Raw genomic sequence first — 20296 nt, 5'->3', positions numbered from 1 at the left:
CCACGCTCTCGCGCGGAGCCTGCCGATTATAACGAAATGCTTACAGTCAGAGCGCCGGCCGCTGCCTACGTGTGCTCGCCGCGAATGTAGTATTCGAGCTGCTGGATAGTGAACTGCTGCTCGGAAATGATGTTCTTCACCAGATCGCCAATCGAAATCATGCCGACGAGCTTGCCGTTGTCGATCACCGGCAGATGCCGCATGCGCTTGTCGGTCATGAGCGCCATGCAGTCGTCGGTGGTTTGATCGGGGCGCACGTAGCGCACCTGCGACGTCATGATGTCGCGCACGGGCGTGTGCTTCGACACGCGGTCCATCAGGACGACTTTGCGCGCATAGTCGCGCTCGGTCATGATGCCCACGATCTCCTCGCCTTCGGTGACGATCACCGCGCCGATATGCTTGTCGGCCATCATCTTGATTGCATCGAAGACCGAAGCCGTGGCTGGAACGGTAAAGACCGTCTGGTCGGGTTTCGAATTCAGAACCTGTGCGACTGTTGCCATCGAACGCCTCCGTTATCTGCGGGGGAACGTTGTTGCGCCTGGGCGACGGGATGTATTGCGCCTGTGTCGAGCGTAAAGCCTCGCGCGCAATGCCTTCATAGGCATTAACCCGACCATTCGAAAAAGTATAGATCACCGATGCCGCGCGAGACGTGCGCCGCGCCGCGCGTTCTTTCGCACATCGTGGCGTGTGCGCAGTTCGCTTCATTTTCGCGCGCCTTCAGTTTCGTCGGTTAATGCCGCTAATCAGGCATCCGGTGGAAATTCATCTCCACAGGCACATACACGACGCGGCCCGATGCACCGCTTAGAGGGAGAACGAGGTGAGCAGTTCACAACAGGATATCGAGCAGCGCGTGCGGCTCGCGGGCAGCAACATGTTCGAATTGCTCTTGTTCCGGCTCGGCGAGGCGCCGAACTCGGAGCAGCGGGAGCTTTACGGCATCAATGTGTTCAAGGTGCGCGAGATTCTCGCGATGCCGACGATCACCGCCGTGGCCGGATCGAGCGAGGAAATTCTCGGCGTCGCGGATATTCGCGGACAGATCATTCCCGTGATCGATCTCGCGCGCATCACCGGCTGCCGGCCGAAGAACGGGCCGAAGATTCTGCTCGTCACCGAGTTCGCGCGCACGACGCAAGGCTTCGCGGTCGAGGAAGTCGACGATATCGTGCGGCTCGAATGGAATCAGGTGCTTTCGGCGGAATCACACTCGGGCGGCAAGACGGTGACGAGCTTCGCGCGTCTCGACGGCAATGTCGATGGCTCGCGGCTCGCGCAGGTGCTCGATGTCGAGCGCATCGTGCGTGACGTGCTGCCGTCGCGCGAAACCGATATCACCGAGGCGAACACCGGGCGGCTGCAGCTCAAGCCGGGCGCGCGCGTGCTCGCGGCGGACGATTCGGGCGTCGCGCGGGCGCTCATCGAACAGAGCCTCACCGCGATGGGCGTGCCCTTCGTGATGACCAAAACCGGCCAGGAAGCGTGGGACGTGCTGGAAGCGGCGCTCAGGAAGGCGCAGAAGGACGGCACCGAAGTCGCGGATCACATCGCGCTCGTGCTCACCGATCTGGAAATGCCCGAAATGGACGGCTTCACCCTCACGCGCCGAATCAAGTCGGAAACGGGCCTGATGCACATTCCGGTGGTGATCCACTCGTCGCTGTCGGGATCGGCGAACGAACAGCACGTGCGCAAGGTTGGAGCGAACGCGTATGTGTCGAAATTCGAGGCGTCGGAACTCGCGGAAGTGATGCGCGGGGCGCTCGCGCACGCGGCCTGAAAACGATCGGCGCCCGGAAAACGCGAACCTCGTGAGTTCGTGTCGCCGGGCGCCGAAGCAGCCTCTTTCAGCCTGTCGGTCCGGCGATGAGCCGGGCCAGGCCGAACCGGTTATTGACCGAAGAAGACCGATTGAGCCTTGTTGGCCGATTGCGTACGGCTGCCCGATTGGGCCACCGCGTCATGCGAGCCGCCGAAAGCGGTCGTGTTCACGCCGTTGCTGTGTTCTTCGGCGGCGATCGCTTGTGCGCTCGGGCCTTGCTGCGACGTCGGCGCGCCGACAGCCGGACGATAGAACGGAGCCGGGCCGTAGCCGCTTGCGAAAGCGGGAGCGGCGAGCGTGGCGGTAGCGGCGATCAAAAGGGTAGCGATAAGATTGCGTTTCATGGTGTGTGCTCCAAAGACGGTTGACGTTCAATCAGAAAGCGCCGCAGCGGTCTTGCGAGAAACTGTCTGCTACGTCGATGGAATGCAGTGTATACCCCTACTATCGCCTTTTTATCCCCATAAATTTCAATTCAGTTTTCGATCTGCGCCAACAATCGGTGGCCGCACGAGCGTTCATATTTCCCGCGGAAGTATGCTGCGCAAGGGATCGAGCGAGACGCATCGCAGCGCGACGGTCTCTTTCGTTTAGCAGGGGCGGAACAATTATTTATCGCACGCGCGTGCTAATTTCGTGCGAATGCGCGTGGATTTCCGCGTTATCTCAGTGAACGAGCCGCCCGATCAGACGAACCAGTTCGGCGGGCGGATTACCCTTTTGGCAATAACCGTCGAACCCGGAATGCACGCCCTCGCGCCGCACGATCTCCTCGCCGAGCGCCGTGAACGCGATGATCGCCGCGTCGCGCGTGCGGCCGATGCGGCGTAACACGCGCGCGGTCGCAAAGCCGTCGTGCTCGGGCATGGTGATGTCGAGAATGACGATGTGCGGCACCCACTTGTCGACGGCATGGAGCGCATCGACGCCGGACAGCGCGAAACGGGTGTCGAAGCCGTCCGATTCGAGGGCGGCGGAAAGGGCTTCGGCGCTATAGACGTTGTCGTCGACGATGAGAATGCGCCACGGATCGTGGTCTACGTCGACGCTGCGGTTCGTCCACAGCGCGCAATGAGGGGAATGCAAGGAAACTGACATAGGCATTGCACGAAAGCACACGCTTGCACCGCAGCATGTTTCGCGCCTGCCCTGCCGTACAACTCAGGCGTCGCCGTTCTTTTTGCCCTTGCGGCGCTTTCCCGGCGGGCTTTCGCTCTCGCGCAGCCGCGCATTCGCCTCGACTAACGACGCCGCGTCGCGCTGGCGCAATGCGACGTCGAGTTCGCCGAGCGCGCCGAAAAGCGCGGACTGCTCCGTTTCGTCGAGCGGCTCGCCGCTCGGCGAGCACACCCGCCGCGCTTCCTTGTCGAGCCGTTTGAAGAGCTTCGCGCCGAAGCGGGTATCGATCGCCCCTTCGCGCGCGAGTCCCGCAATCACCGACGCCAGGCGAACGAGCCCGTTCGCCGTGGTTTGCGTCGCCCCGTCCATGTCGTCACGGTCTTCCACTGCCTTCTCCCCAGTTTGGCTCGCGGCGCGTCCTGTGCGCCCGTCTTGCGTGGCGCGATGATACGCCGACAATATGACAGCCATATATGATCCAGTCGGGCGAAAAGTCTTGCCTTGGAAGGTTCCGAAAGGAAAACATACACCGTCAGAAACGCCCAAAAACGCACACCGCGGCCCAGACGATTCAAGGACTTGCGCGGGGGGTTGTGGATGGCTCAGCATGCTGATTCTGAATGTATATACCGTATCGCGTGGGCGAGATGAGACTCTTTCGGCTCGAATTCGGAGCGCATCGCTGCCGCCAGGGCGAGCAATGGGGCGGCGAAGTCACGAACGGGAAGCACGCGCTTTGCGTGCGGGCCGGAGGAACACAGGTGACGGCGATGCCAGCACAACAGCTATGCGTGCTGGGGGCGCGCGACCGGCACTGAGGACGATGACCACAAAAAAGGCCCGCGCGTGGCGGGCCTATTACTAAAGGGTCATGTTAGTGGTGGGCCATGACTTCGAGGGCTGCGCGAGCCAAAAACCCGCTGCGTGTCTCATGGCGCGATTCGACATAAGCGTCGATCTTGTGCAAAACAAACCTCGGAAGGCTCACATTGATCCGCTCGGGCTTTGAATCAAGCCGAGACAGATCCACGTCGACCAGAGCCCAAACAGCCCCTGCATACTCCGATTTACCAGCCAAGTCTTCCACGAACGAACACGAGAGGCCGACTTCCTCTCCGAGTTCGATCAAGGTCGATACATGGCCGACAATTGCTTCCTTCGCATTTCTCATAGCTTCATCGATGGTGTCGCCCCAGGAGTGGACGCCCGGAATATCCGGCACAGTCACTCCATAGACGCTCCCATCGTCCTTATGGATCGCGATGGGAAATTCCATTTCAGATTCTCCGTGTGAGCCTTAATGCATCCCGCGTCGGGAAAAAACCGCCGGTCATTGCAGACCGGCGGCCTTCAGGATGCTCTTTACTGTCCCAATCGGAAGGTCCTTCTTTGGGTGAGGAACCGTTACAAGGCCCTTCTTCGTTGAGTGTTTAAAGTGATGATGGCTGCCTGTAACTCTGATTTCGTTCCAGCCGTCGTCTTCGAGCATCCGGATTAGCTTTGATGAGTTCATCTAGCCTCCGCATGTCTCGTGTGTAATTCTACACACCGGACCGGGAAGAGCAAGATTTTTGTGTAGCCGTGTGTATGGACCGTCTTGCGCACAGCAAGTACGTTGACGCGCACCGGGATCGCGGCGCCGCGAGCCGCACCGATCTCGGCGGGCTGCGGCGCGTGCTCGTGAGACTGCAGCGTCTGCTCGCGCCCGAACCCGGCTCCGTGTTTCGTCTGCTCGCGCGACCGCCGCGCTGGCTGCATTCGCAGGACATTCAGGATCTACGCGACGCGACCGAAGAGTTTTCGCTCGTGCTCAACGATCTCGCCGGGCTCGTCGAGCGCATCAAGCTCCTGCAGGAAGAAGTCGCGACGCGCATGGGCGAGCAAAGCAATCGCACGCTCTTCACGTTGACGCTCGTGACCGTGCTCGCGCTGCCGATCAATATCGTCGCGGGCTTCTTCGGCATGAACGTCGGCGGCATTCCGCTGGCGGAAAATCACCACGGCTTCTGGCTGCTGGTCGTGATCGTCGCGACCTTCACGGCGCTCGCGGGATGGTGGGCGTTCCGCCGCCGCCGCGACGCGTAGCGAATCCGGGCAGGCACGTTCGATGCAATCCGTTCCGATGAGGCGCATGCCTCGCGAATCGTCGGAGGACAGCATGGACAAGAACCGCATCGAAGGCACGGCTCGCCAGATGAAAGGCATCGTCCGCGAAGCCGTGGGCAAGGCCACCGGCAGCCGTGGCACGCAAATGCGCGGCGCCGCCGAAAGAATGGCGGGCAAGGTGCAGGCGAAGCTCGGCGCGGCAGCCGATGCCGTGCGACGCATCAAGAAGTAAGCGCGTCAGAAACCCAGGTCGCTCAGGCCCGGATGATCGTCGGGCCGGCGGCCGAGCGGCCAGTGATATTTGCGGTCCGCTTCCTTGATGGGCAGATCGTTGATCGACGCGTGACGATGCGTCATCAGTCCCGCTTCGTTGAATTCCCAGTTTTCGTTGCCGTAGCTGCGATACCAGTTATTCGCGTCGTCATGCCATTCGTACGCGAATCGCACCGCAATGCGATTGCCCGTGTACGCCCACAGTTCCTTGATCAGTCGATAGTCGAGTTCGCGCGCCCATTTGCGGCGCAGGAACGCGACGACTTCCTCGCGCCCGTTCGCGAATTCGGCGCGATTGCGCCAGCGCGTGTCCACGCTATACGCGAGCGACACGCGTTCGGGCTCGCGCGTGTTCCATCCGTCTTCGGCGAGACGGACCTTGAGCTTGGCGGATGCTTCATCGAACGGCGGAAACGGCGGCTTGGATTCCATGACGAGTCCTCTCTCCTTTGAGCGACGATATAAGTAGACAGACCTGTCTACCCGACGCACTCTAGCGCAGGTAGACGAACCTGTCTACAATCGATTGCATGAATCCTTCTGCATTCTCCACGGTTTTCCCCGCCGCTGCTGCCGACCTCGCGCCGGACGCGCGCATCCTGTACACCGCGCACGATCTCTTCTATCGCGATGGCATTCGCGCAACGGGCATCGATCGCGTGATCGCCGAATCGGGCGTCGCGAAGAAGACGTTCTATCGATATTTCCCGAGCAAGGACGATCTGATCGTCGCGTTTCTGGAGTTTCGTCACGATAACTGGATGGCGTGGTTCCGCGATGCGCTCGCGCGTCACGGCGGCACGCTCAACGCGCTCGTGCCCGCGCTTGCCGAATGGTTCGGCAGCGAGAGTTATCGCGGCTGCGCGTTCATCAATTCGGTCGTGGAAGTCGGCGCGACGCTGCCGCAGGCTATCGATATTTCACGCCGTCACAAGCGCGACATGACCGCGGCAATCCGCGCGCTCATGCCGGTTTCGCGTACCGCCAAAGCCGATGCGCAGGCGCTCGCGCTGGCGGTCGATGGTGCGATCGTCGCCGCGCAATTCGCGGATTCGCCCGCCGATGCGTTGAAGGCGCTGGCGCGCGTGGTGCGGGCGATCACGACAACGCAACGAAGCGCCCAGTGAACCGCGCGCCCGGCTTCACCGTGCGCTTTCGATCGGCGTGACGGCGGGCATCGGCGTGAGCGGCTGCAATTCAAAGGTGAGCGCGCGCGGAGCAGTCGGACTGGATGTCCCCTCGGAGGAGGCGGCACCCTCCTCGATCTGCCTCTTTACAGCACAGCACAGCATCGAACTGATCTGCGCGATATCTTCCGTGCTCAACGTCGCAACATCGGCCTTCAGACTGAGCAAGGTCACGACGGCCTGATAGCGCGATCGCATCAGATCGCGCTGAGTCATGTAGAAGCTGTCGATGGCGCGCAAGACATCGACGCTCGTGCGGCTGCCCGTCCGATAACCGATCTTCGTGGCCTCAAGCGCCGCGCGCGACGATTCAGTCAGACGCGTGAGCGTCGCGGTCCTCTCGCGCGCCAGGATATAGCGCGCATAGTTGTCGCGCGCCGAAGTCTCGGCCTGTCGCGAGGCGATTACAAAACCCTGTTCCGCCTTGTTCTCCAGCGCCAGGGATTGCTTGACACGCCCCTGGATCTCGCCGCCCGAAAGCAGTGGCACGCTCACGGACAACATGCCGGTGGTCGTGGTCGTCGGCCGCGCATAACCCGCCGCCGCGCCGGCCGGTGTATATGAGCCTGTCAGGTTGACGACGGGATAACCCGCGGCGCGCGCCTTTTGGGTATCGAGCTTGGCGATCTCCCAGTCGATCTGCCGAGACTGCACTTCATAGCCGCGTGACCGTGCTTCATCGACCCAGACTTCCGCGCTTTCCGGAGAGAGTCGCGGCAACGGCAAAACACCCGGCAATGCGGCAAGCGCGGTGAATGGCTGCCCGCTTACCGACTCGACGGCGCGACGCTTGATGAACAACTCCTCTTGCGCGTCCAGCCGCTGAAGGTGCGCCTGCTCGCGAGCAACTTCAGCGTCGCGCACATCGATCAGCGTGGCTTCGCCTGCCGCGCGTTTGCGGCTGATTTCCTGCGCCTGCGCCTCGATCGCCGCGCCATAGTCGATCGTGCGTTTCAACTCGTCCTCGGACGCGAGTTCCTCGAAATAGGCCTTCACCGCACGAAGCATGGCGCCCTGTTGCGCACCGGCGAGGTCGGTCACGCCGCGCGCCGCGACGTAGTCGGACTGTTTGAACGCCGTCCATTTGCTCCAGTCGAACAGCGGCTGCGACACATTGACCATCCACCCGCTCTGCCAGTAGCTCTGCCGCGGAAAATCTTCCACGTCAATGCGGTTGTAGGTGCGTCCCCAGCCTCCCGCGACTTGCGGAAGCAGCGCCGCGCGCGCCACTGGAATCGCCTGCTTCGCGGCCTCGTATGCCGCGCGCGCCTGCGCGAGTTCGGCATCATGGCCGAGCGTCTTGTCGACGATTGCGCTCAGATCTTCCGCGCGCGCGAGAGGCACGCACGCGACGGTGCCCGCCAGAATCCATCCCGCCAAATTCTTCCTGCTCATGCGATGACTTCCTCGCCAGCGTGGGCCTCGACCGCGTGCTCCCGTTCGAGCGCGCCATTTGCGAAGCGGTAGCGGGTATCGAACACCGATGCGAGTGACATGTCGTGCGTGATGACAACCACGGTCCGGTCGAGACTGCATAGCAAGTCCGCGATCCGGCGCACGGAAACCGGGTCGAGATTCGAAGTCGGTTCGTCGAGCAACAGCAGTTCGCGATCCTGATACAGCGCGCGCGCCAGCAGCAACCGCTGCCGTTGGCCCGCGGAGATATTGGCGATCGTGTCGCTGATCACGGTGCGCGTGCGCATCGGCAAGCGCATGATGTCGTCGATCAGACCAACTTGTTCGAGTAGCGAATGCATGCGCGCCTCGTCGGGATTGCCGGCAAAAAGCGTAATGTTGTCGGCGATGGAGCCATGCAGGATGATGTCGCCCTGGCGCATGTGCGCCTGATGCCGGCGGATCTCGTCGACGGCAAGATTCGGCCACGCGATACCATTGAGGACAATGTTTCCTTGCTGCAGTGTCTCGGCTGCCGAGAGCAATTTGAACAGCGTGGATTTGCCACTGCCCGATGGTCCGACAATGGCGATCTTGTCGCCCTTGCGCACCTCGAAGCTCGCGTCGCGCAGGACGGGCTCGTCGGACACGCCGTAGCTGAACGTGACATCGCGGACTTCCAGCTTGTCGAATACGCGAACCTCCGTGGCGCGCTGACTATCCTTCAAAGGCGTATAGCGTTCGTTCTTCGCCTCCGTGATGTCGTCGACTCGGGCGGTAGGCACACTCAGCATGAAATACTCGAAGGCCGCATTGATGGCGCGCGAGAAGCGTTCGGACAACAGCGACTTGTAGATCAGAAAGGAATAGAACACACCGACGGAGATTTTTCCGCCCAGCATGAGTCGTGCGGCCATCCATGTGATCAAAATCGTGTCTGCATACTGCAACAGCTTGAGGATCGCGTCGCGCGCGGATGCCAACCGGGCGCTCGAGAGCCGGGCTGCGACGAACTGCTCGTAGAGCGTCGTGAAGATCGCGGTGCGGCGCGTCTCCCCTTGCGCGAGCTTGAGCAGCGACGCCGCGCGGATGGTTTCTATCAGCGAGTCGTCGCAGCGCGCGGACGTCTCCATGACGAGCGCATGCGTGTCGCGCATCGACGGGTACATGCTGAATGCGAACGCCATGTAGACCGCAAAGACGAGCACCGCGACGATCGTAAGCTTCGGACTCTGCATGATCATGAGGCCCAGCGCGAGCGTGCCCACCGTCAGGTCGATGATGAGAGACACCGTGGTACGCGTCGCGAAGTTGTTGATTTCGTCCTGCGCTTTCACCTTCGCGAAGACATCGCCTACGTGACGCTTCTCGAACCAGGGCATCGGGTTGCGCAGCAGGTGGCCCATCAGCGCTTCCGTGACGTTGACCTGCGCCAGCCCGTTCAACAATTCGGTGAGGTAAGCCTGCACATACTGGCTCAGTGCGCCGATCAGGAAGATGCTGGCGAACGTCACCGTCAGTACGTTCAGCAGATTGCGGTTGTCTGCTGCGACGACGTAGTCGAGCACCAGGCTGCCGAAATACGGTGACGCAAGAATCGCGAACTGACTTCCCAGCGCCACGAACAGCACCTTGGCGATCTGCGCGTTCAATTGCGGATTGAGCGCGCGCACGCGCTTCACCGCGGCGGGCACGCGCGACTTCGAGGAGATGCGCGGCATCTCCGGCGTGGGCGCGAACTCCAGCAAAAAGCCCGAGACGGCGCTCATGAACATATCCATGGATACACGCCGCCGCCCGCTCGCCGGGTCGAGCACCTGGACGAAGCCCCGACCGTACTTTTCAAATACGACGAAATGCGCGCCGCCGAAGTGGAGGATCGACCCTTTTTTGATCTGCGACAGGTCCGATGGGTCGAACCGGTACGCCTGCACGGACAATCCGAACTCGACGGCGACGTCGTAGAGATCCATCAACGTCAGACCGTTCGCGGAAATCGGCTTGTGCGCGGAAAGCTCGCGCACTTCAGTGGCTCTTCCGTGATGGGAAAGCACCATGGCGAGGCAGGCATAGCCGCACTCCGCCACTTCATTTTGGTATATGACTCGCACTGTCAACTTCTCAACATACGGAACAAAGGTGCAAGCACCCACTCGGCAATCGTTCTGCGCTCCACGACGATGCTCGCCGTCGCCCTCATGCCTGGCAGGATCGCGAAGTGCTGCCCGTCGAAGTCGAACGTCTTGCCGCGCAGCGTGACCCATGCCATGTATTCGCCATCACTGCTCGCCCCTTTGCCTTGCTGATCACTCGACGCGCCCGTGCCTACTGTCGTCTCGGAAATGGAATCGATCGTTGCTTCGTAAGTGCCGAATTTGACGTATGGGAACGCGTCGAACTTCAGCCTGACGGTCTGGCCTTCCTTGACGAAGCCGCGTCGCCGGGAAGGAATGCGCAACGCGGCGCGAAGCGCACCGTTGTCACTCGTCGCGATGACGAGTGCGACATCGTCTTCCGTCAGCATCCTGCCCGTCACCAGGCTGGAAAACTTGATGACACCCGACTGCGGCGCCGACACCGTCGTATCCTGACGCTCGCGCTCATAGCGCGAGCGGATATCTCGAATTTCGGCGCTGTGTCGCGCCATGAGCTCGCGCATCTGTGCGTCGAGACCCGCCCGCGCGCTGCGCGTCTCCTCGACTTCGCCTGTCAGTTGCTGACGCCGGGCTGCAATCTGCGCAACCGCGACCTTGCTCTGATGAACCTCCGCCTGCGCCTGCTCAATCCGATCCGCTGTTACGTAATCCGAAACAGATCGCAAGCGCGTGAGCTTACTTTCGGACTCGTGTACCAACTGACCGTTCTGCGCGATCTGCTCGTCGAGCGAACCTATTTCCGCGCGCCGGCTCGCTTCCGTCACGCGCGAGGACTCGAGTTGCGCGTTCAACTGAGCACGCCGCTGCTCGTATTGATCGACGGCTCCACGGATCTGCTCGTCCCTCGTCTGTTCGTCGAACGCCTGACGACGAAGGCCGTTGGCCGCCAGCGAAAAGTCGCGCTGCAACCGGAAGAGCGGTGCACCCACAGCCACGTGCTCGTTGGGTTTCGCATAAATGGCGGACACGAGTCCCGTCATTCCGCGAATCTTGACTTCGGCGGGCGAGACGATCTCACTAGGCACGTCCTGCTTGAGTTCTACCTGGTGCACGAATCCGAAGGCGATCGCACCGACGAGAAAGGTCGACGTGGCGTAGGCGATCCATCGCCAGGGCACGTCCTTGTATTCCGGGAGGCTAGTTGCTTGCATAGCGCTCGAAAATGGCTGTCGGTTAGCAGTACGCATCGCGCGCAAGGGGTCTGCGGGAATTCGCAGACGGTTTTTCCTTAGCGCGCGGACTTGATTGTTACGGCGAAATAGCTACTTGGCGGCGGCGAACGAGTACATCGCCGGATGACCGGCCGGGAGCCATTGAGGATAATTTTCAGACAGCGCGGTTTCTATATAGCCGGCCAGCGACTGTGGTGCGTCCTTGTCGGCGAGTCGGATGTCGTCGAACAGGCGAGCGGTGAAGCGCCCCTGCTCGAATCGAAGATAGAACGGGAGCAGAAGCGCGTCGAACGATGCGCCCATGCGAAATACGCCGTTATGGATTCTCGCGTTGCGCCCTGATATTGATACGCCGATTGTCTCCATCGGATAGCGATGCATCGTAAAAGGCGGAACATCAGAAAACAGCACCGCCACCCCATGACGCTTGAGCGCACGGGCTACGCGAACGCCCAACCCGCCCCGGTTGGGGTCGTTATAGGTATACAAAACCTTTATGCCGGGAATCAGCGCGTGATCGTCGCCATATTGGTTCTGGGGCACGCCCGAGACCACGGCGAGTGAATCTATGCCAAGCAGGGCGCCCATTTTTTCGACCACGTAAATGTTCGCGTATTGCGAAACGTAGTGGAAGGGCGATACGAATATTGGCTTGCCCGGCGCGACGCCCTGCAGATACCGGACCTGTTGCGCGAGCGTGTGCGCCACTGCATCCAGATCCGGCAATGATTCACCGCCCCGGATTGCACGCCCAAAATAGATCCGCTGATCAATTAGCTTTTCAAGCAAAATCCCCGCGCGAGCGCGGCGCGCGACGTCGATCGGCAATTGCAAAAGATCGCGACCGAGTTCGGCCCGGATGAGTCCATTGGCACGCCAGCGCGCATCGCACCAGCTACGGATCATCCATCCGGCGTTTGCGAGTCGCTCAACGGCTTTTAGCGGAACACGACCCAACATGGAACGGCGTGCGCGGAATCTTTGTCGGGCCATCCAATTCCGGGCTGATCGAATTCTAAAGGCCATGTACGAGCGGGTTGAATTCGGATGAGAAAATTACTAAATAACCAATATCGCGAAAGAACGGAAAATATCTTCTGCCGTTCATAAACAGCACCGATTAAGCACCGTTTCAAATATTACGTCATGAGGGCGCACCCGAATCGGCGCGCCCTTGAATTTCACATTAGCGAAACTCTACGGAGCCTGAATCTTATACGGGGCTGGAACCACCACCACTTGTCGTCGACGAAATATTGATCTTGATGTTGGTGGTGTTAGTAGCGGTCGAAGTCGAACTCGACTTCGCAGCACCGCCCGACAGTTGAATTTGGTTCAGCGCGTTTCGTTCGATTTTTTGCATGACAGGCATTTGAAAGAAAAGACAGGAATCACAACGGCTCGAACCACTGGCAAGAGCCGTCGCCGTTTTTAGCCGCTGATCTTGATAGTCACGTCAGTGGTGTTCGTCGCAGTCGAGCTACTGCCCCCGCTCTTACCCGCGCCGCCAGAAATTTGAGCCTGAGCCAAGAGACTACGGTCGATTTTTTGCATGGTGCTATTTTCCAAATGAAATTCAACAGACGATTTTCCAAGCGGAACGGCTACCCGCCGAATTGTCAGAATGGCGATTCAGTGGTTAGTCGATTTCCCTCGGTTCTTACCGACAACCCCAATGAACTGGCGTGCCGGCACAAGCTTCTCCGATAGACGGAGAAAACAAGCCGTTAGCCCTTGACCGTCACATAGATGACCGTGGTGTTGCTTGCCTTCGCGGACGTACTGGCTTTTGCGCAACCACCGGTAATTTGCGTTTGCGTCAGCGCTTCACGTTGAATCTTCTGCATTTTTATTTTCCTCGTAATTAGTTTTCAAAGCGCGCAGCATCGACCAGAATGCTTACGCCCCGCATATCGTCTTGGCACCCGAATACTATCGCATTAGAGCACGGCAAACGATCACTCTTTTCATGGCTTCGATAAAAAGAGTACCCATTGCTTCCAGGTGGCCGAATTTTATATTTCCGTCGCAAGAAAGACAAATGAGATTATTCCGATATTCCACCCCTTCTTAATTATTCAAATATTCAATGCCTTAAGCAGCGTTTATGAGTTTTTTGCTGCTAGTTGTCATTTAATTGAGTGAGAAGATTTTTCCCGCCGTTACTACCCGGTCCGCGAAAGGGCGAATTAATCATTCGGTCCCGCTTATGCGCTCACGACTAAAGGTATCGTTTGTTCCATGACGTCCGCGAGCGTGGCGAAGTGAGGCGCGATCTGATCGTTCGGCACGCACGCGTAACCGAGCATCAACCCTCGCAACGCCTCATCGCGATTCATGAAGTAATTGACCAGCGGCCGCGTCACGACGCCGGCGGCCAGCGCATCGGCGGCGACCGCGCGATCGTCGACGAACTGCGGCAGTTCGAGCACGAAGTGCAGGCCGGCTTCATCGCCGCGCACGGCGAGCGTATCGCCGAAGCGCGCGCGGATCGCGTTGATCAGCAATTCGCGACGCTCGCCGTACAGCCCCCGCATGCGACGCACGTGCGACGTGAGATGCCCGTCGAGAATGAACTCGGTCAGCACCGCCTGCTGCATCAGTTGCCCTTCGCGATACAACTCGGCCACGCCGATGCGAAACGTGTCGACGAGCTCCTCCGGCACGACCATGTAGCCCATTCGCAATCCGGGATAAAGCATCTTGCCGAGACTGCCGACGTAGATCACCTGCCCCGCGTCGTCGAGCCCTTGCAGCGACGACAACGGCCGGCTGCCGTAGCGGAACTCGCTGTCGTAGTCGTCCTCGATGATCCACACCTTGTGCTGGCGCGCGAATTCGAGCAACGCGCGGCGCCGCGCGAGGCTCATCACCATGCCGAGCGGATATTGATGCGACGGCGTCACGAGCGCGATGCGCGGCGGCTCGATCATGTCGCGCGCAGCCGGATTGAGTCCTTCCTCGTCGACGGGAATCGGCACGAGCGTCAGTCCCGACGATTGCAGCACGCTGCGCGCGCCCCAGTAGCACGGATCCTCGACCCACGCGCGGTCGCCGAAATCGGCGAGCAGGCGCACGGCGAGATCGATCGATTGATGAATGCCCGTCGTGATGATGATCTGGTCAGGCTGACATTTCACCGAGCGCGCGACGCGCAAATAATCCGACAGCGCGCGCCGCAGCGGACGATAGCCGCCGCCCGGTGCATAGGTCAGCAGATCGGGGCTCGCGCGCTTCCAGAGACGCGCCTGCAAACGGCTCCAGGTGCGCGCCGGAAACTCGGCGACATCCGGCACGCCGGGCATGAACGCGCCCCACTGTTTCGGCGACACGCCCGCCTGGGCGATCAGCCGAGCACCGCGACGCGAGATCGTGCACGGCGCCTTCGTTTCCCCGGCCTTCGCCTTTTTCGCGGCGCCATCGCGCGGCGCGGTGTCGGCCACATACGTGCCGCTGCCGGTCGTCGAGTTCACATAGCCTTCCGCCGTGAGCTGATCGTAGACATGCAGCACCGTGTTGCGCGCGATGCCCAGATCGATCGCGAGCGTGCGCGAGCTCGGCAGTTTGGTGCCCGGCGCAAGCTGGCCCGTGAGGATCGCCTGCTGCATCAGTTCGAGCACTTGCCGGTACATCGGCTCGGCGGCCGTGCGGTCGAGGCGGGCGCTCAGCCAGTCGGCGAGGATGATGGTGTCCACGGAGTTCCCCAACGCATGGAACCACTCTTCCAAACGTGCTCAAGTGGTTCTATTTTGAATATTGAAATGGCTCCACATTGTAGAACCGTGGCGGGCTATAGTTATCGCAAGTAGTGGAAATAATTTCCGGGCGTCGGAGAGACGTTCGGCAGTTTCAGAGTTTTCCGAAGGAGACACGGAAGATGAAATCCGATCAGGTGATCGTCAGCTTTCGCGGCGTTCGAAAGACGTACGACGGTGAAACGCTCGTCGTCAAATCGCTCGATCTCGATATCTATCAGGGCGAGTTCCTCACGTTGCTCGGGCCGTCGGGTTCAGGCAAGACGACCTGCCTCATGATGCTCGCCGGCTTCGAGTTCCCGACCGGCGGCGAAATCTGGCTCGACGGCAAGCTGCTCAACAAGGTGCCGCCGCACAAGCGCGACATCGGCATGGTGTTTCAGAACTACGCGCTCTTTCCGCATCTGTCGGTGCAGCAGAACGTCGAATATCCGCTGACGGTGCGGAAGATGTCCGCCGAAGAGCGCGCGCATCGCGTGAACAACGCGCTCAAGATGGTGCGTATGGAAAGCTTCGCGAAGCGTTATCCGGCACAGCTTTCCGGCGGCCAGCAGCAGCGCATCGCGCTCGCTCGCGCGCTCGTGTTCGAGCCCAAGCTCGTGCTGATGGACGAGCCGCTCGGCGCGCTCGACAAGCAGTTGCGCGAGCACATGCAGATCGAACTCAAGGCGCTGCACGAGAAGCTCGGCGTCACTTTCGTCTACGTCACGCACGATCAGGGCGAAGCGCTCACGATGTCCGACCGCGTCGCCGTGTTCGACAAGGGCATCGTGCAGCAACTCGACACCGTCGATCATCTGTATGAAGCGCCGTGCAACGAGTTCGTCGCGAACTTCATCGGCGACAGCAACCGGCTGCGCGGCACCGTCGAACAGATTCAGGGCGATTTCTGCGAGATCCGCCTCGCCGATGGCACGCGCGTCTCGGGGCTCAATGTCGCGAACGCGAAGCCGGGTGCAGAGGCCATCGCGTGCATCCGGCCGGAACGCATGAAGCTCACGCAAGGCAATGGCCACGCGAACGGCAACATCAACGCGCTTTCCGGCGAAGCGAAGAGCCTCATCTATTTCGGCGATCACGTGCGCATGCGCTGCGGTGTGCGCGAGCAGGACGAATGCTTCGTCAAGGTGCCGCTCGGCACCGCGGCGCTCGACGGCTTCACGCCCGGCGCGCCAATCGCGCTCGAATTCGCGCCCGAGCATCTGCGCGTGTTCGCCTGAACAACGGCCAGGCGTTGCGCTTCCATCCGTAAGTCCACTGACAAAACCAAGTCGAAGAAGAGAGGAAACCATCATGAAGAAGTTCGCACTGTGTTCCATCGCGGCTGCGCTCGCGTGCGCGTCGGCGGTGTCGGGCGCGGCGGAGATCACCGTCGTCAACTTCGGCGGCGCGAACGGCGACGCGCAGAAAGTCGCGTTCAACCAGCCGTTCGAGCAGACGTCCAAGAACAAGGTCACGGCCGTCGAGTACAACGGCGAGCAGGCCAAGGTCAAGGCGATGGTCGAAGCGAAGCACGTGAACTGGGACGTGGTCGAAGTCGAATCCGGCGATCTTGGCCGCGGCTGCGACGAAGGTCTCTATGAAAAGCTCGACTGGTCGAAGATCGCGAAGAAGTCCGATCTCGTGCCCGAATCGCCGCAAACCTGCGGCGCCGGCTTCTTCGTGTGGTCGACCGCGCTCGCCTACAACGGCGACAAGCTGAAGTCCGCGCCGGCAGGCTGGGCAGATTTCTGGGACACGAAGAAATTCCCCGGCAAGCGAGGCATGCGCAAAGGCGCGCGTTACAACCTCGAATTCGCGCTTATGGCCGACGGCGTCGCGCCGAAGGACGTCTACAAGGTGCTCGGCACGAAAGCGGGCGCGGACCGCGCGTTCAAGAAGCTCGACGAACTGAAGCCGTCGATTCAATGGTGGGAAGCGGGAGCGCAGCCGCCCCAGTTCCTCGTCGCGGGCGATGTCGTGATGTCCACCGCGTATAACGGCCGCATCGACGCGGCGCGCAAGGAAGGCAAGAACCTGAAGGTCGTGTGGAACGGCAGCATCTACGACCTCGACTACTGGGCGATTCCGAAGGGTTCGCCGAACAAGGACGTCGCGCAGCAGTTCATCGCGTATTCGGTGTCGCAGAAACCGCAGGAAGTCTATGCGAAGAACATCGCGTATGGCCCGGTGAACAAGGCCGCGATCTCCGCGCTCGACGCAAAGATCAAGGCCGACATGCCGAATTCGCCGGACAACGCGAAGAACGCGGTGCTGCAGGACATGGCGTTCTGGACCGATCACGGCGACGAGCTTGAGCAGCGGTTCACCGCGTGGGCGTCGAAGTAAGTCTGACCAGGCCAGGCAGCACGACGGTTGCGCTTCGTCGAGAGGCGCGACCGTCAAGAAGGAGATACAAGCGTGAACACCATGACGATCCCCGCGGAAGAGTCGGGCGAATCGAGCGCGCGTCTGAAGCGCGAACTGAAGATCGCCGATGCGAAAAAGCGCGCCATGGCGCTCGCGCTGATCGCGCCGCTCGCCATTTTCCTGTTCCTGATTTTTGTCGTGCCGATCGGTGCGCTGCTCACGCGCGCCGTCCAGAATCCCGAAGTGGCGAACGCGTTGCCGCACACCGGCGCCGCGCTCGCGAAATGGGACCGCAAGACGCCGCCATCGGATGAAGCGTATGCCGCGCTCGCGCAAGACCTCACCGCGATATCCGACGGCGAATCGATGGGCGCCCTCGCCCGCCGGCTGAACACCGAGATTCCGGGCTACCGCTCGCTCGTCGCGAAGACCGCGCGCGCGATGTCGCTCACCGCCGACGACGGCAAGCCGCTGCCCGCCGCGCAGATCAAGTCGAAAATCATCGAAATCGATGAACGCTGGAACGATCCCGCTTACTGGCAGGCAATCGCGAAGAACGCGGGCCGTTATTCGCCGTTCTATTTCCTCGCGTCGCTGGATCACAAGCAGGACGGCTTCGGCAATATCGTCCATGCGGACCCCGATCAGTCGATCTACCTCAACGTCTTCGGCCGAACGTTCGTGATCGGCGTCGGGGTGACGCTGTTCGCATTGCTCCTCGGGTATCCGCTCGCCTACTGGATCTCGACGCTGCCCGAACGCCGCGCGAACCTTGTGATGGTTCTCGTGCTGATTCCGTTCTGGACCTCCGTGCTGGTGCGCGTCGCCGCGTGGATCGTGCTTCTGCAAAGCGAGGGGCTCGTGAACACGGCGCTGATCGGCGCGGGACTGATCGGCTCGCCGCTCGCGCTGCTGTTCAATCGCGTGGGCGTGTACATCTCGATGACGCACATCCTGCTGCCCTTCATGATCCTGCCGCTCTACAGCGTGATGAAGTCGGTGCCGCCTACTTATCAGCGCGCCGCCGTGTCGCTCGGCAGCCATCCGTTCGCCGCGTTCTGGCGCGTGTACGTGCCGCAGACGTATCCGGGCATCGGCGCGGGCGTGCTGCTCGTGTTCATTCTGGCCATCGGCTACTACATCACGCCCGCGCTGCTCGGCGGGCCGAACGATCAGATGGTCAGCTATTACATCGCCTACTTCACCAACGTGACGATCAACTGGGGCATGGCGTGCGCGCTCGGCGCGCTGCTGCTCGCCGCGACGCTGCTGCTCTACGTGGTCTACGGCCGCTTCACGCGCTCGAACGTGAGCCTGGGGTAAAGAAAGATGAAACTCGCCAAACCGATGTTCGCGCCGCATACGTCCGCCATCGAGCGCATCTGGTACTTCGCGCTGCGCATCATTTGCGTGCTGACGCTGCTGTATCTGATCCTGCCCGTGCTCGCGATCGTGCCGCTCTCGTTCTCGTCGAGCACGTTCCTCGTCTATCCGATTCCGGGCTGGTCGATGCGCTGGTATCACAACCTCGTCATGTCCGACGAGTGGCGCATGGCTGCCAAGAACAGCTTCATCGTCGCGCCTTCCGCGACGCTCGTCGCGACGATTCTCGGCACGCTCGCCGCGGTCGGACTGACGAAGGCGAACTTCATGGGCAAGAGCCTGCTGATGGCCGTGCTCATCTCGCCGATGATCGTGCCGGTGATCGTCGTCGGGGTCGGCATGTATCTGTTCTTCGCGCCGCTCGGCATCGCCAATACTTACTTCGGGCTGATCCTGGCGCACGCGGCGCTCGGCGTGCCCTTCGTCGTGACGACCGTCGGCGCGACGCTGCAGAACTTCAACACGAACCTCGTGCGCGCGAGTCAGTCGCTCGGCGCGAGCCCGCTCAAGACGTTCTTCCGCGTGACGCTGCCGGTCATTGCGCCGGGCGTGATTTCGGGCGCGCTCTTCGCGTTCGCCACTTCCTTCGACGAAGTCGTGGTCACGCTTTTTCTCGCCGGCGCCGATCAAACGACGCTGCCGCGACAAATGTTTACCGGCATCCGCGAAAACATCAGCCCGACGATCGCGGCGCTCGCGACGATTCTCATCGTGTTCTCGACGAGTCTGCTGCTGGCGCTGGAATGGTTGCGGGGTCGCGCGGCGGCGCGTGCGGTCGCGTAGATTGGCCTGACAAATCGCGCAAAATCCCGAACAAAACCCTTCCGAAGCGGGGTGATTGCAGCCAAAAGCTCAATTCGCACCGCTGCGCGAAAAGCTTACGAATCGCTTGAACGCCCGTCCACCAAGGCGCGGCGAAGCGCCACGCCTGCCATCGCCGATTATTCGCAACAACGGGATAGTGTATTCACTGATGCGGTATTTATCGCTATATGCTTAATGACGTACGTTCTAGGTCGAGTCAAAGCCTGGAACAATGCCATGACAGCTTGTATGAAAAGAGCGGACCCGTGGTCACAGACGGTTCACCTGCTCGAAGCGATGCCCACGGACATCGCCCGCACTGCACCTTCCCAGAAATCCGCTCGCGCCGAAAACGCGTTTCTCGATCGCCTGACGCGCGACTGGAACCGCGCGCACCCGCGGCATTCGAGTGAGCGGCTGCCGTTTCCGCAAGCCATCGTGCGCGTGATCGAGCGTCCGAGCAGCGCGACGGCGCTCGTGTACTGGTCCGATCCGGGTACGTGTCACTACGGCTATCAGGGCTGGCGCGCGACCACGGCGACGGCCGCGGGCGTCTGCTCGCTATCGGGCATGCCGATTCATCGCGGCGATCAGGTCTATCGGCCGTCGCAGCGCGATCCGAAACCGCAAAACGCGGCCGCGATGATCCTCGCCGAAGCGATGCCCAAAGACGCCGAGCAATTGGAAGTCGATTTGCACGGCTAAGGCGTCGGCAGAAGCGGACGGCGGCGGCACGGGCATCGGCATTCGACGCCCGTGCCGCCGC

At 61.1% G+C, this 20296-nt stretch carries 20 protein-coding genes and 1 pseudogene; 9 read left to right on the top strand and 12 right to left on the bottom strand.

Annotated features, from left to right (window positions below):
* Positions 1-65: 65 nt before the first annotated feature.
* Entirely contained in the window at positions 66-506 is a 441-nt protein-coding gene (locus AWB82_RS01430; RefSeq protein ID WP_086965055.1) for a CBS domain-containing protein, read from the bottom strand.
* Positions 507-829: 323 nt separating this feature from the next.
* Here AWB82_RS01430 and AWB82_RS01425 point away from each other — a divergent pair, with 323 nt between their 5' ends.
* Positions 830-1789 carry a chemotaxis protein gene (locus tag AWB82_RS01425; RefSeq protein WP_086965053.1) on the top strand — a complete coding sequence of 320 codons (960 nt, stop codon included), beginning with the start codon at positions 830-832 and terminating at the stop codon, positions 1787-1789.
* A gap of 110 nt (positions 1790-1899) precedes the next feature.
* Here AWB82_RS01425 and AWB82_RS01420 read toward each other — a convergent pair whose 3' ends face one another.
* From AWB82_RS01420 to AWB82_RS01400, 5 genes are all read right to left on the bottom strand, one after another.
* Positions 1900-2175 (bottom strand): hypothetical protein, encoded by a 276-nt coding sequence (locus AWB82_RS01420; RefSeq protein ID WP_086965051.1) that lies wholly within the window; start codon positions 2173-2175, stop codon positions 1900-1902.
* A gap of 322 nt (positions 2176-2497) precedes the next feature.
* Positions 2498-2929 carry a response regulator gene (locus AWB82_RS01415; RefSeq protein ID WP_086965199.1) on the bottom strand — a complete coding sequence of 144 codons (432 nt, stop codon included), beginning with the start codon at positions 2927-2929 and terminating at the stop codon, positions 2498-2500.
* 63 nt (positions 2930-2992) lie between these two features.
* On the bottom strand, positions 2993-3337 hold the full coding sequence (locus AWB82_RS01410; protein WP_086965049.1) for a hypothetical protein: 345 nt from the start codon (positions 3335-3337) through the stop codon (positions 2993-2995).
* Positions 3338-3824: 487 nt separating this feature from the next.
* A complete protein-coding gene (locus tag AWB82_RS01405) occupies positions 3825-4226 on the bottom strand; it encodes a type II toxin-antitoxin system HicB family antitoxin (protein ID WP_086965047.1) in 402 nt (133 codons plus the stop codon).
* Positions 4227-4280: 54 nt separating this feature from the next.
* Entirely contained in the window at positions 4281-4463 is a 183-nt protein-coding gene (locus AWB82_RS01400; RefSeq protein ID WP_086965044.1) for a type II toxin-antitoxin system HicA family toxin, read from the bottom strand.
* Positions 4464-4597: 134 nt separating this feature from the next.
* Between AWB82_RS01400 and AWB82_RS01395 the strand changes: the two are divergent.
* Positions 4598-5035 (top strand): annotated as a pseudogene (locus AWB82_RS01395) (CorA family divalent cation transporter); the annotation flags it as partial.
* Positions 5036-5108: 73 nt separating this feature from the next.
* Complete coding sequence (locus AWB82_RS01390; RefSeq protein ID WP_086965197.1) at positions 5109-5288, top strand: CsbD family protein; 180 nt, start codon at positions 5109-5111, stop codon at positions 5286-5288.
* 5 nt (positions 5289-5293) lie between these two features.
* Here AWB82_RS01390 and AWB82_RS01385 read toward each other — a convergent pair whose 3' ends face one another.
* On the bottom strand, positions 5294-5761 hold the full coding sequence (locus tag AWB82_RS01385; protein WP_086965042.1) for a nuclear transport factor 2 family protein: 468 nt from the start codon (positions 5759-5761) through the stop codon (positions 5294-5296).
* 98 nt (positions 5762-5859) lie between these two features.
* Between AWB82_RS01385 and AWB82_RS01380 the strand changes: the two genes are divergently transcribed.
* A complete protein-coding gene (locus AWB82_RS01380; protein ID WP_086965041.1) occupies positions 5860-6456 on the top strand; it encodes a TetR/AcrR family transcriptional regulator in 597 nt (198 codons plus the stop codon).
* 15 nt (positions 6457-6471) lie between these two features.
* Here the strand turns inward: AWB82_RS01380 and AWB82_RS01375 are convergent, their stop codons facing one another.
* The 5 genes from AWB82_RS01375 to pdxR form a co-directional block, all read right to left on the bottom strand.
* Positions 6472-7911 carry a TolC family protein gene (locus tag AWB82_RS01375; RefSeq protein ID WP_086965039.1) on the bottom strand — a complete coding sequence of 480 codons (1440 nt, stop codon included), beginning with the start codon at positions 7909-7911 and terminating at the stop codon, positions 6472-6474.
* Positions 7908-10022, bottom strand: coding sequence for a peptidase domain-containing ABC transporter (locus AWB82_RS01370; protein ID WP_086965037.1), 2115 nt, complete (start codon positions 10020-10022; stop codon positions 7908-7910). The genes AWB82_RS01375 and AWB82_RS01370 overlap by 4 nt, the downstream gene beginning before the upstream one ends.
* A 2-nt stretch (positions 10023-10024) precedes the next feature.
* Complete coding sequence (locus AWB82_RS01365) at positions 10025-11218, bottom strand: HlyD family secretion protein (protein ID WP_086965035.1); 1194 nt, start codon at positions 11216-11218, stop codon at positions 10025-10027.
* 111 nt (positions 11219-11329) lie between these two features.
* Entirely contained in the window at positions 11330-12145 is an 816-nt protein-coding gene (locus AWB82_RS01360) for a hypothetical protein (protein WP_235023125.1), read from the bottom strand.
* A gap of 1301 nt (positions 12146-13446) precedes the next feature.
* Positions 13447-14934, bottom strand: a complete 1488-nt coding sequence (gene pdxR, locus AWB82_RS01355; protein ID WP_086965031.1) for a MocR-like pyridoxine biosynthesis transcription factor PdxR — start codon at positions 14932-14934, stop codon at positions 13447-13449.
* Positions 14935-15116: 182 nt separating this feature from the next.
* On the opposite strand from pdxR, the gene AWB82_RS01350 reads away from it, so the two are divergent.
* The 5 genes from AWB82_RS01350 (at position 15117) to AWB82_RS01330 (ending at position 20235) form a co-directional block, all read left to right on the top strand.
* Entirely contained in the window at positions 15117-16214 is a 1098-nt protein-coding gene (locus tag AWB82_RS01350) for an ABC transporter ATP-binding protein (RefSeq protein ID WP_086965029.1), read from the top strand.
* A 73-nt stretch (positions 16215-16287) separates the two neighbouring features.
* Positions 16288-17322: an ABC transporter substrate-binding protein gene (locus AWB82_RS01345; protein WP_086965027.1), complete on the top strand. Its 1035-nt coding sequence runs from the start codon at positions 16288-16290 to the stop codon at positions 17320-17322.
* Positions 17323-17394: 72 nt separating this feature from the next.
* Positions 17395-18666 carry an ABC transporter permease gene (locus AWB82_RS01340; protein WP_200818013.1) on the top strand — a complete coding sequence of 424 codons (1272 nt, stop codon included), beginning with the start codon at positions 17395-17397 and terminating at the stop codon, positions 18664-18666.
* Positions 18667-18672: 6 nt separating this feature from the next.
* The gene (locus AWB82_RS01335) at positions 18673-19509 is read left to right on the top strand and encodes an ABC transporter permease (RefSeq protein ID WP_086965023.1); all 837 of its coding nucleotides are present in this window, start codon (positions 18673-18675) and stop codon (positions 19507-19509) included.
* Positions 19510-19779: 270 nt separating this feature from the next.
* On the top strand, positions 19780-20235 hold the full coding sequence (locus AWB82_RS01330) for a DUF3331 domain-containing protein (protein ID WP_235023124.1): 456 nt from the start codon (positions 19780-19782) through the stop codon (positions 20233-20235).
* Positions 20236-20296: the final 61 nt, after the last annotated feature.

Origin of the sequence: Caballeronia glebae, assembly GCF_001545035.1 — a bacterium.
In the GTDB taxonomy this organism is placed as follows: Bacteria; Pseudomonadota; Gammaproteobacteria; order Burkholderiales; family Burkholderiaceae; genus Caballeronia; species Caballeronia glebae.
This window is presented reverse-complemented; position numbering and strand designations above follow the sequence as displayed.

Bases quoted from the DNA above. Each gene is read 5' to 3' on its own strand.
- AWB82_RS01430 (WP_086965055.1), bottom strand. From the start codon at position 506: ATGGCAACAGTCGCACAGGTTCTGAATTCGAAACCCGACCAGACGGTC.
- AWB82_RS01420 (WP_086965051.1), bottom strand. From the start codon at position 2,175: ATGAAACGCAATCTTATCGCTACCCTTTTGATCGCCGCTACCGCCACG.
- AWB82_RS01415 (WP_086965199.1), bottom strand. From the start codon at position 2,929: ATGTCAGTTTCCTTGCATTCCCCTCATTGCGCGCTGTGGACGAACCGC.
- AWB82_RS01405 (WP_086965047.1), bottom strand. From the start codon at position 4,226: ATGGAATTTCCCATCGCGATCCATAAGGACGATGGGAGCGTCTATGGA.
- AWB82_RS01400 (WP_086965044.1), bottom strand. From the start codon at position 4,463: ATGAACTCATCAAAGCTAATCCGGATGCTCGAAGACGACGGCTGGAAC.
- AWB82_RS01390 (WP_086965197.1), top strand. From the start codon at position 5,109: ATGGACAAGAACCGCATCGAAGGCACGGCTCGCCAGATGAAAGGCATC.
- AWB82_RS01385 (WP_086965042.1), bottom strand. From the start codon at position 5,761: ATGGAATCCAAGCCGCCGTTTCCGCCGTTCGATGAAGCATCCGCCAAG.
- AWB82_RS01380 (WP_086965041.1), top strand. From the start codon at position 5,860: ATGAATCCTTCTGCATTCTCCACGGTTTTCCCCGCCGCTGCTGCCGAC.
- AWB82_RS01375 (WP_086965039.1), bottom strand. From the start codon at position 7,911: ATGAGCAGGAAGAATTTGGCGGGATGGATTCTGGCGGGCACCGTCGCG.
- AWB82_RS01365 (WP_086965035.1), bottom strand. From the start codon at position 11,218: ATGCAAGCAACTAGCCTCCCGGAATACAAGGACGTGCCCTGGCGATGG.
- AWB82_RS01360 (WP_235023125.1), bottom strand. From the start codon at position 12,145: ATGATCCGTAGCTGGTGCGATGCGCGCTGGCGTGCCAATGGACTCATC.
- AWB82_RS01350 (WP_086965029.1), top strand. From the start codon at position 15,117: ATGAAATCCGATCAGGTGATCGTCAGCTTTCGCGGCGTTCGAAAGACG.
- AWB82_RS01345 (WP_086965027.1), top strand. From the start codon at position 16,288: ATGAAGAAGTTCGCACTGTGTTCCATCGCGGCTGCGCTCGCGTGCGCG.
- AWB82_RS01335 (WP_086965023.1), top strand. From the start codon at position 18,673: ATGAAACTCGCCAAACCGATGTTCGCGCCGCATACGTCCGCCATCGAG.
- AWB82_RS01330 (WP_235023124.1), top strand. From the start codon at position 19,780: ATGAAAAGAGCGGACCCGTGGTCACAGACGGTTCACCTGCTCGAAGCG.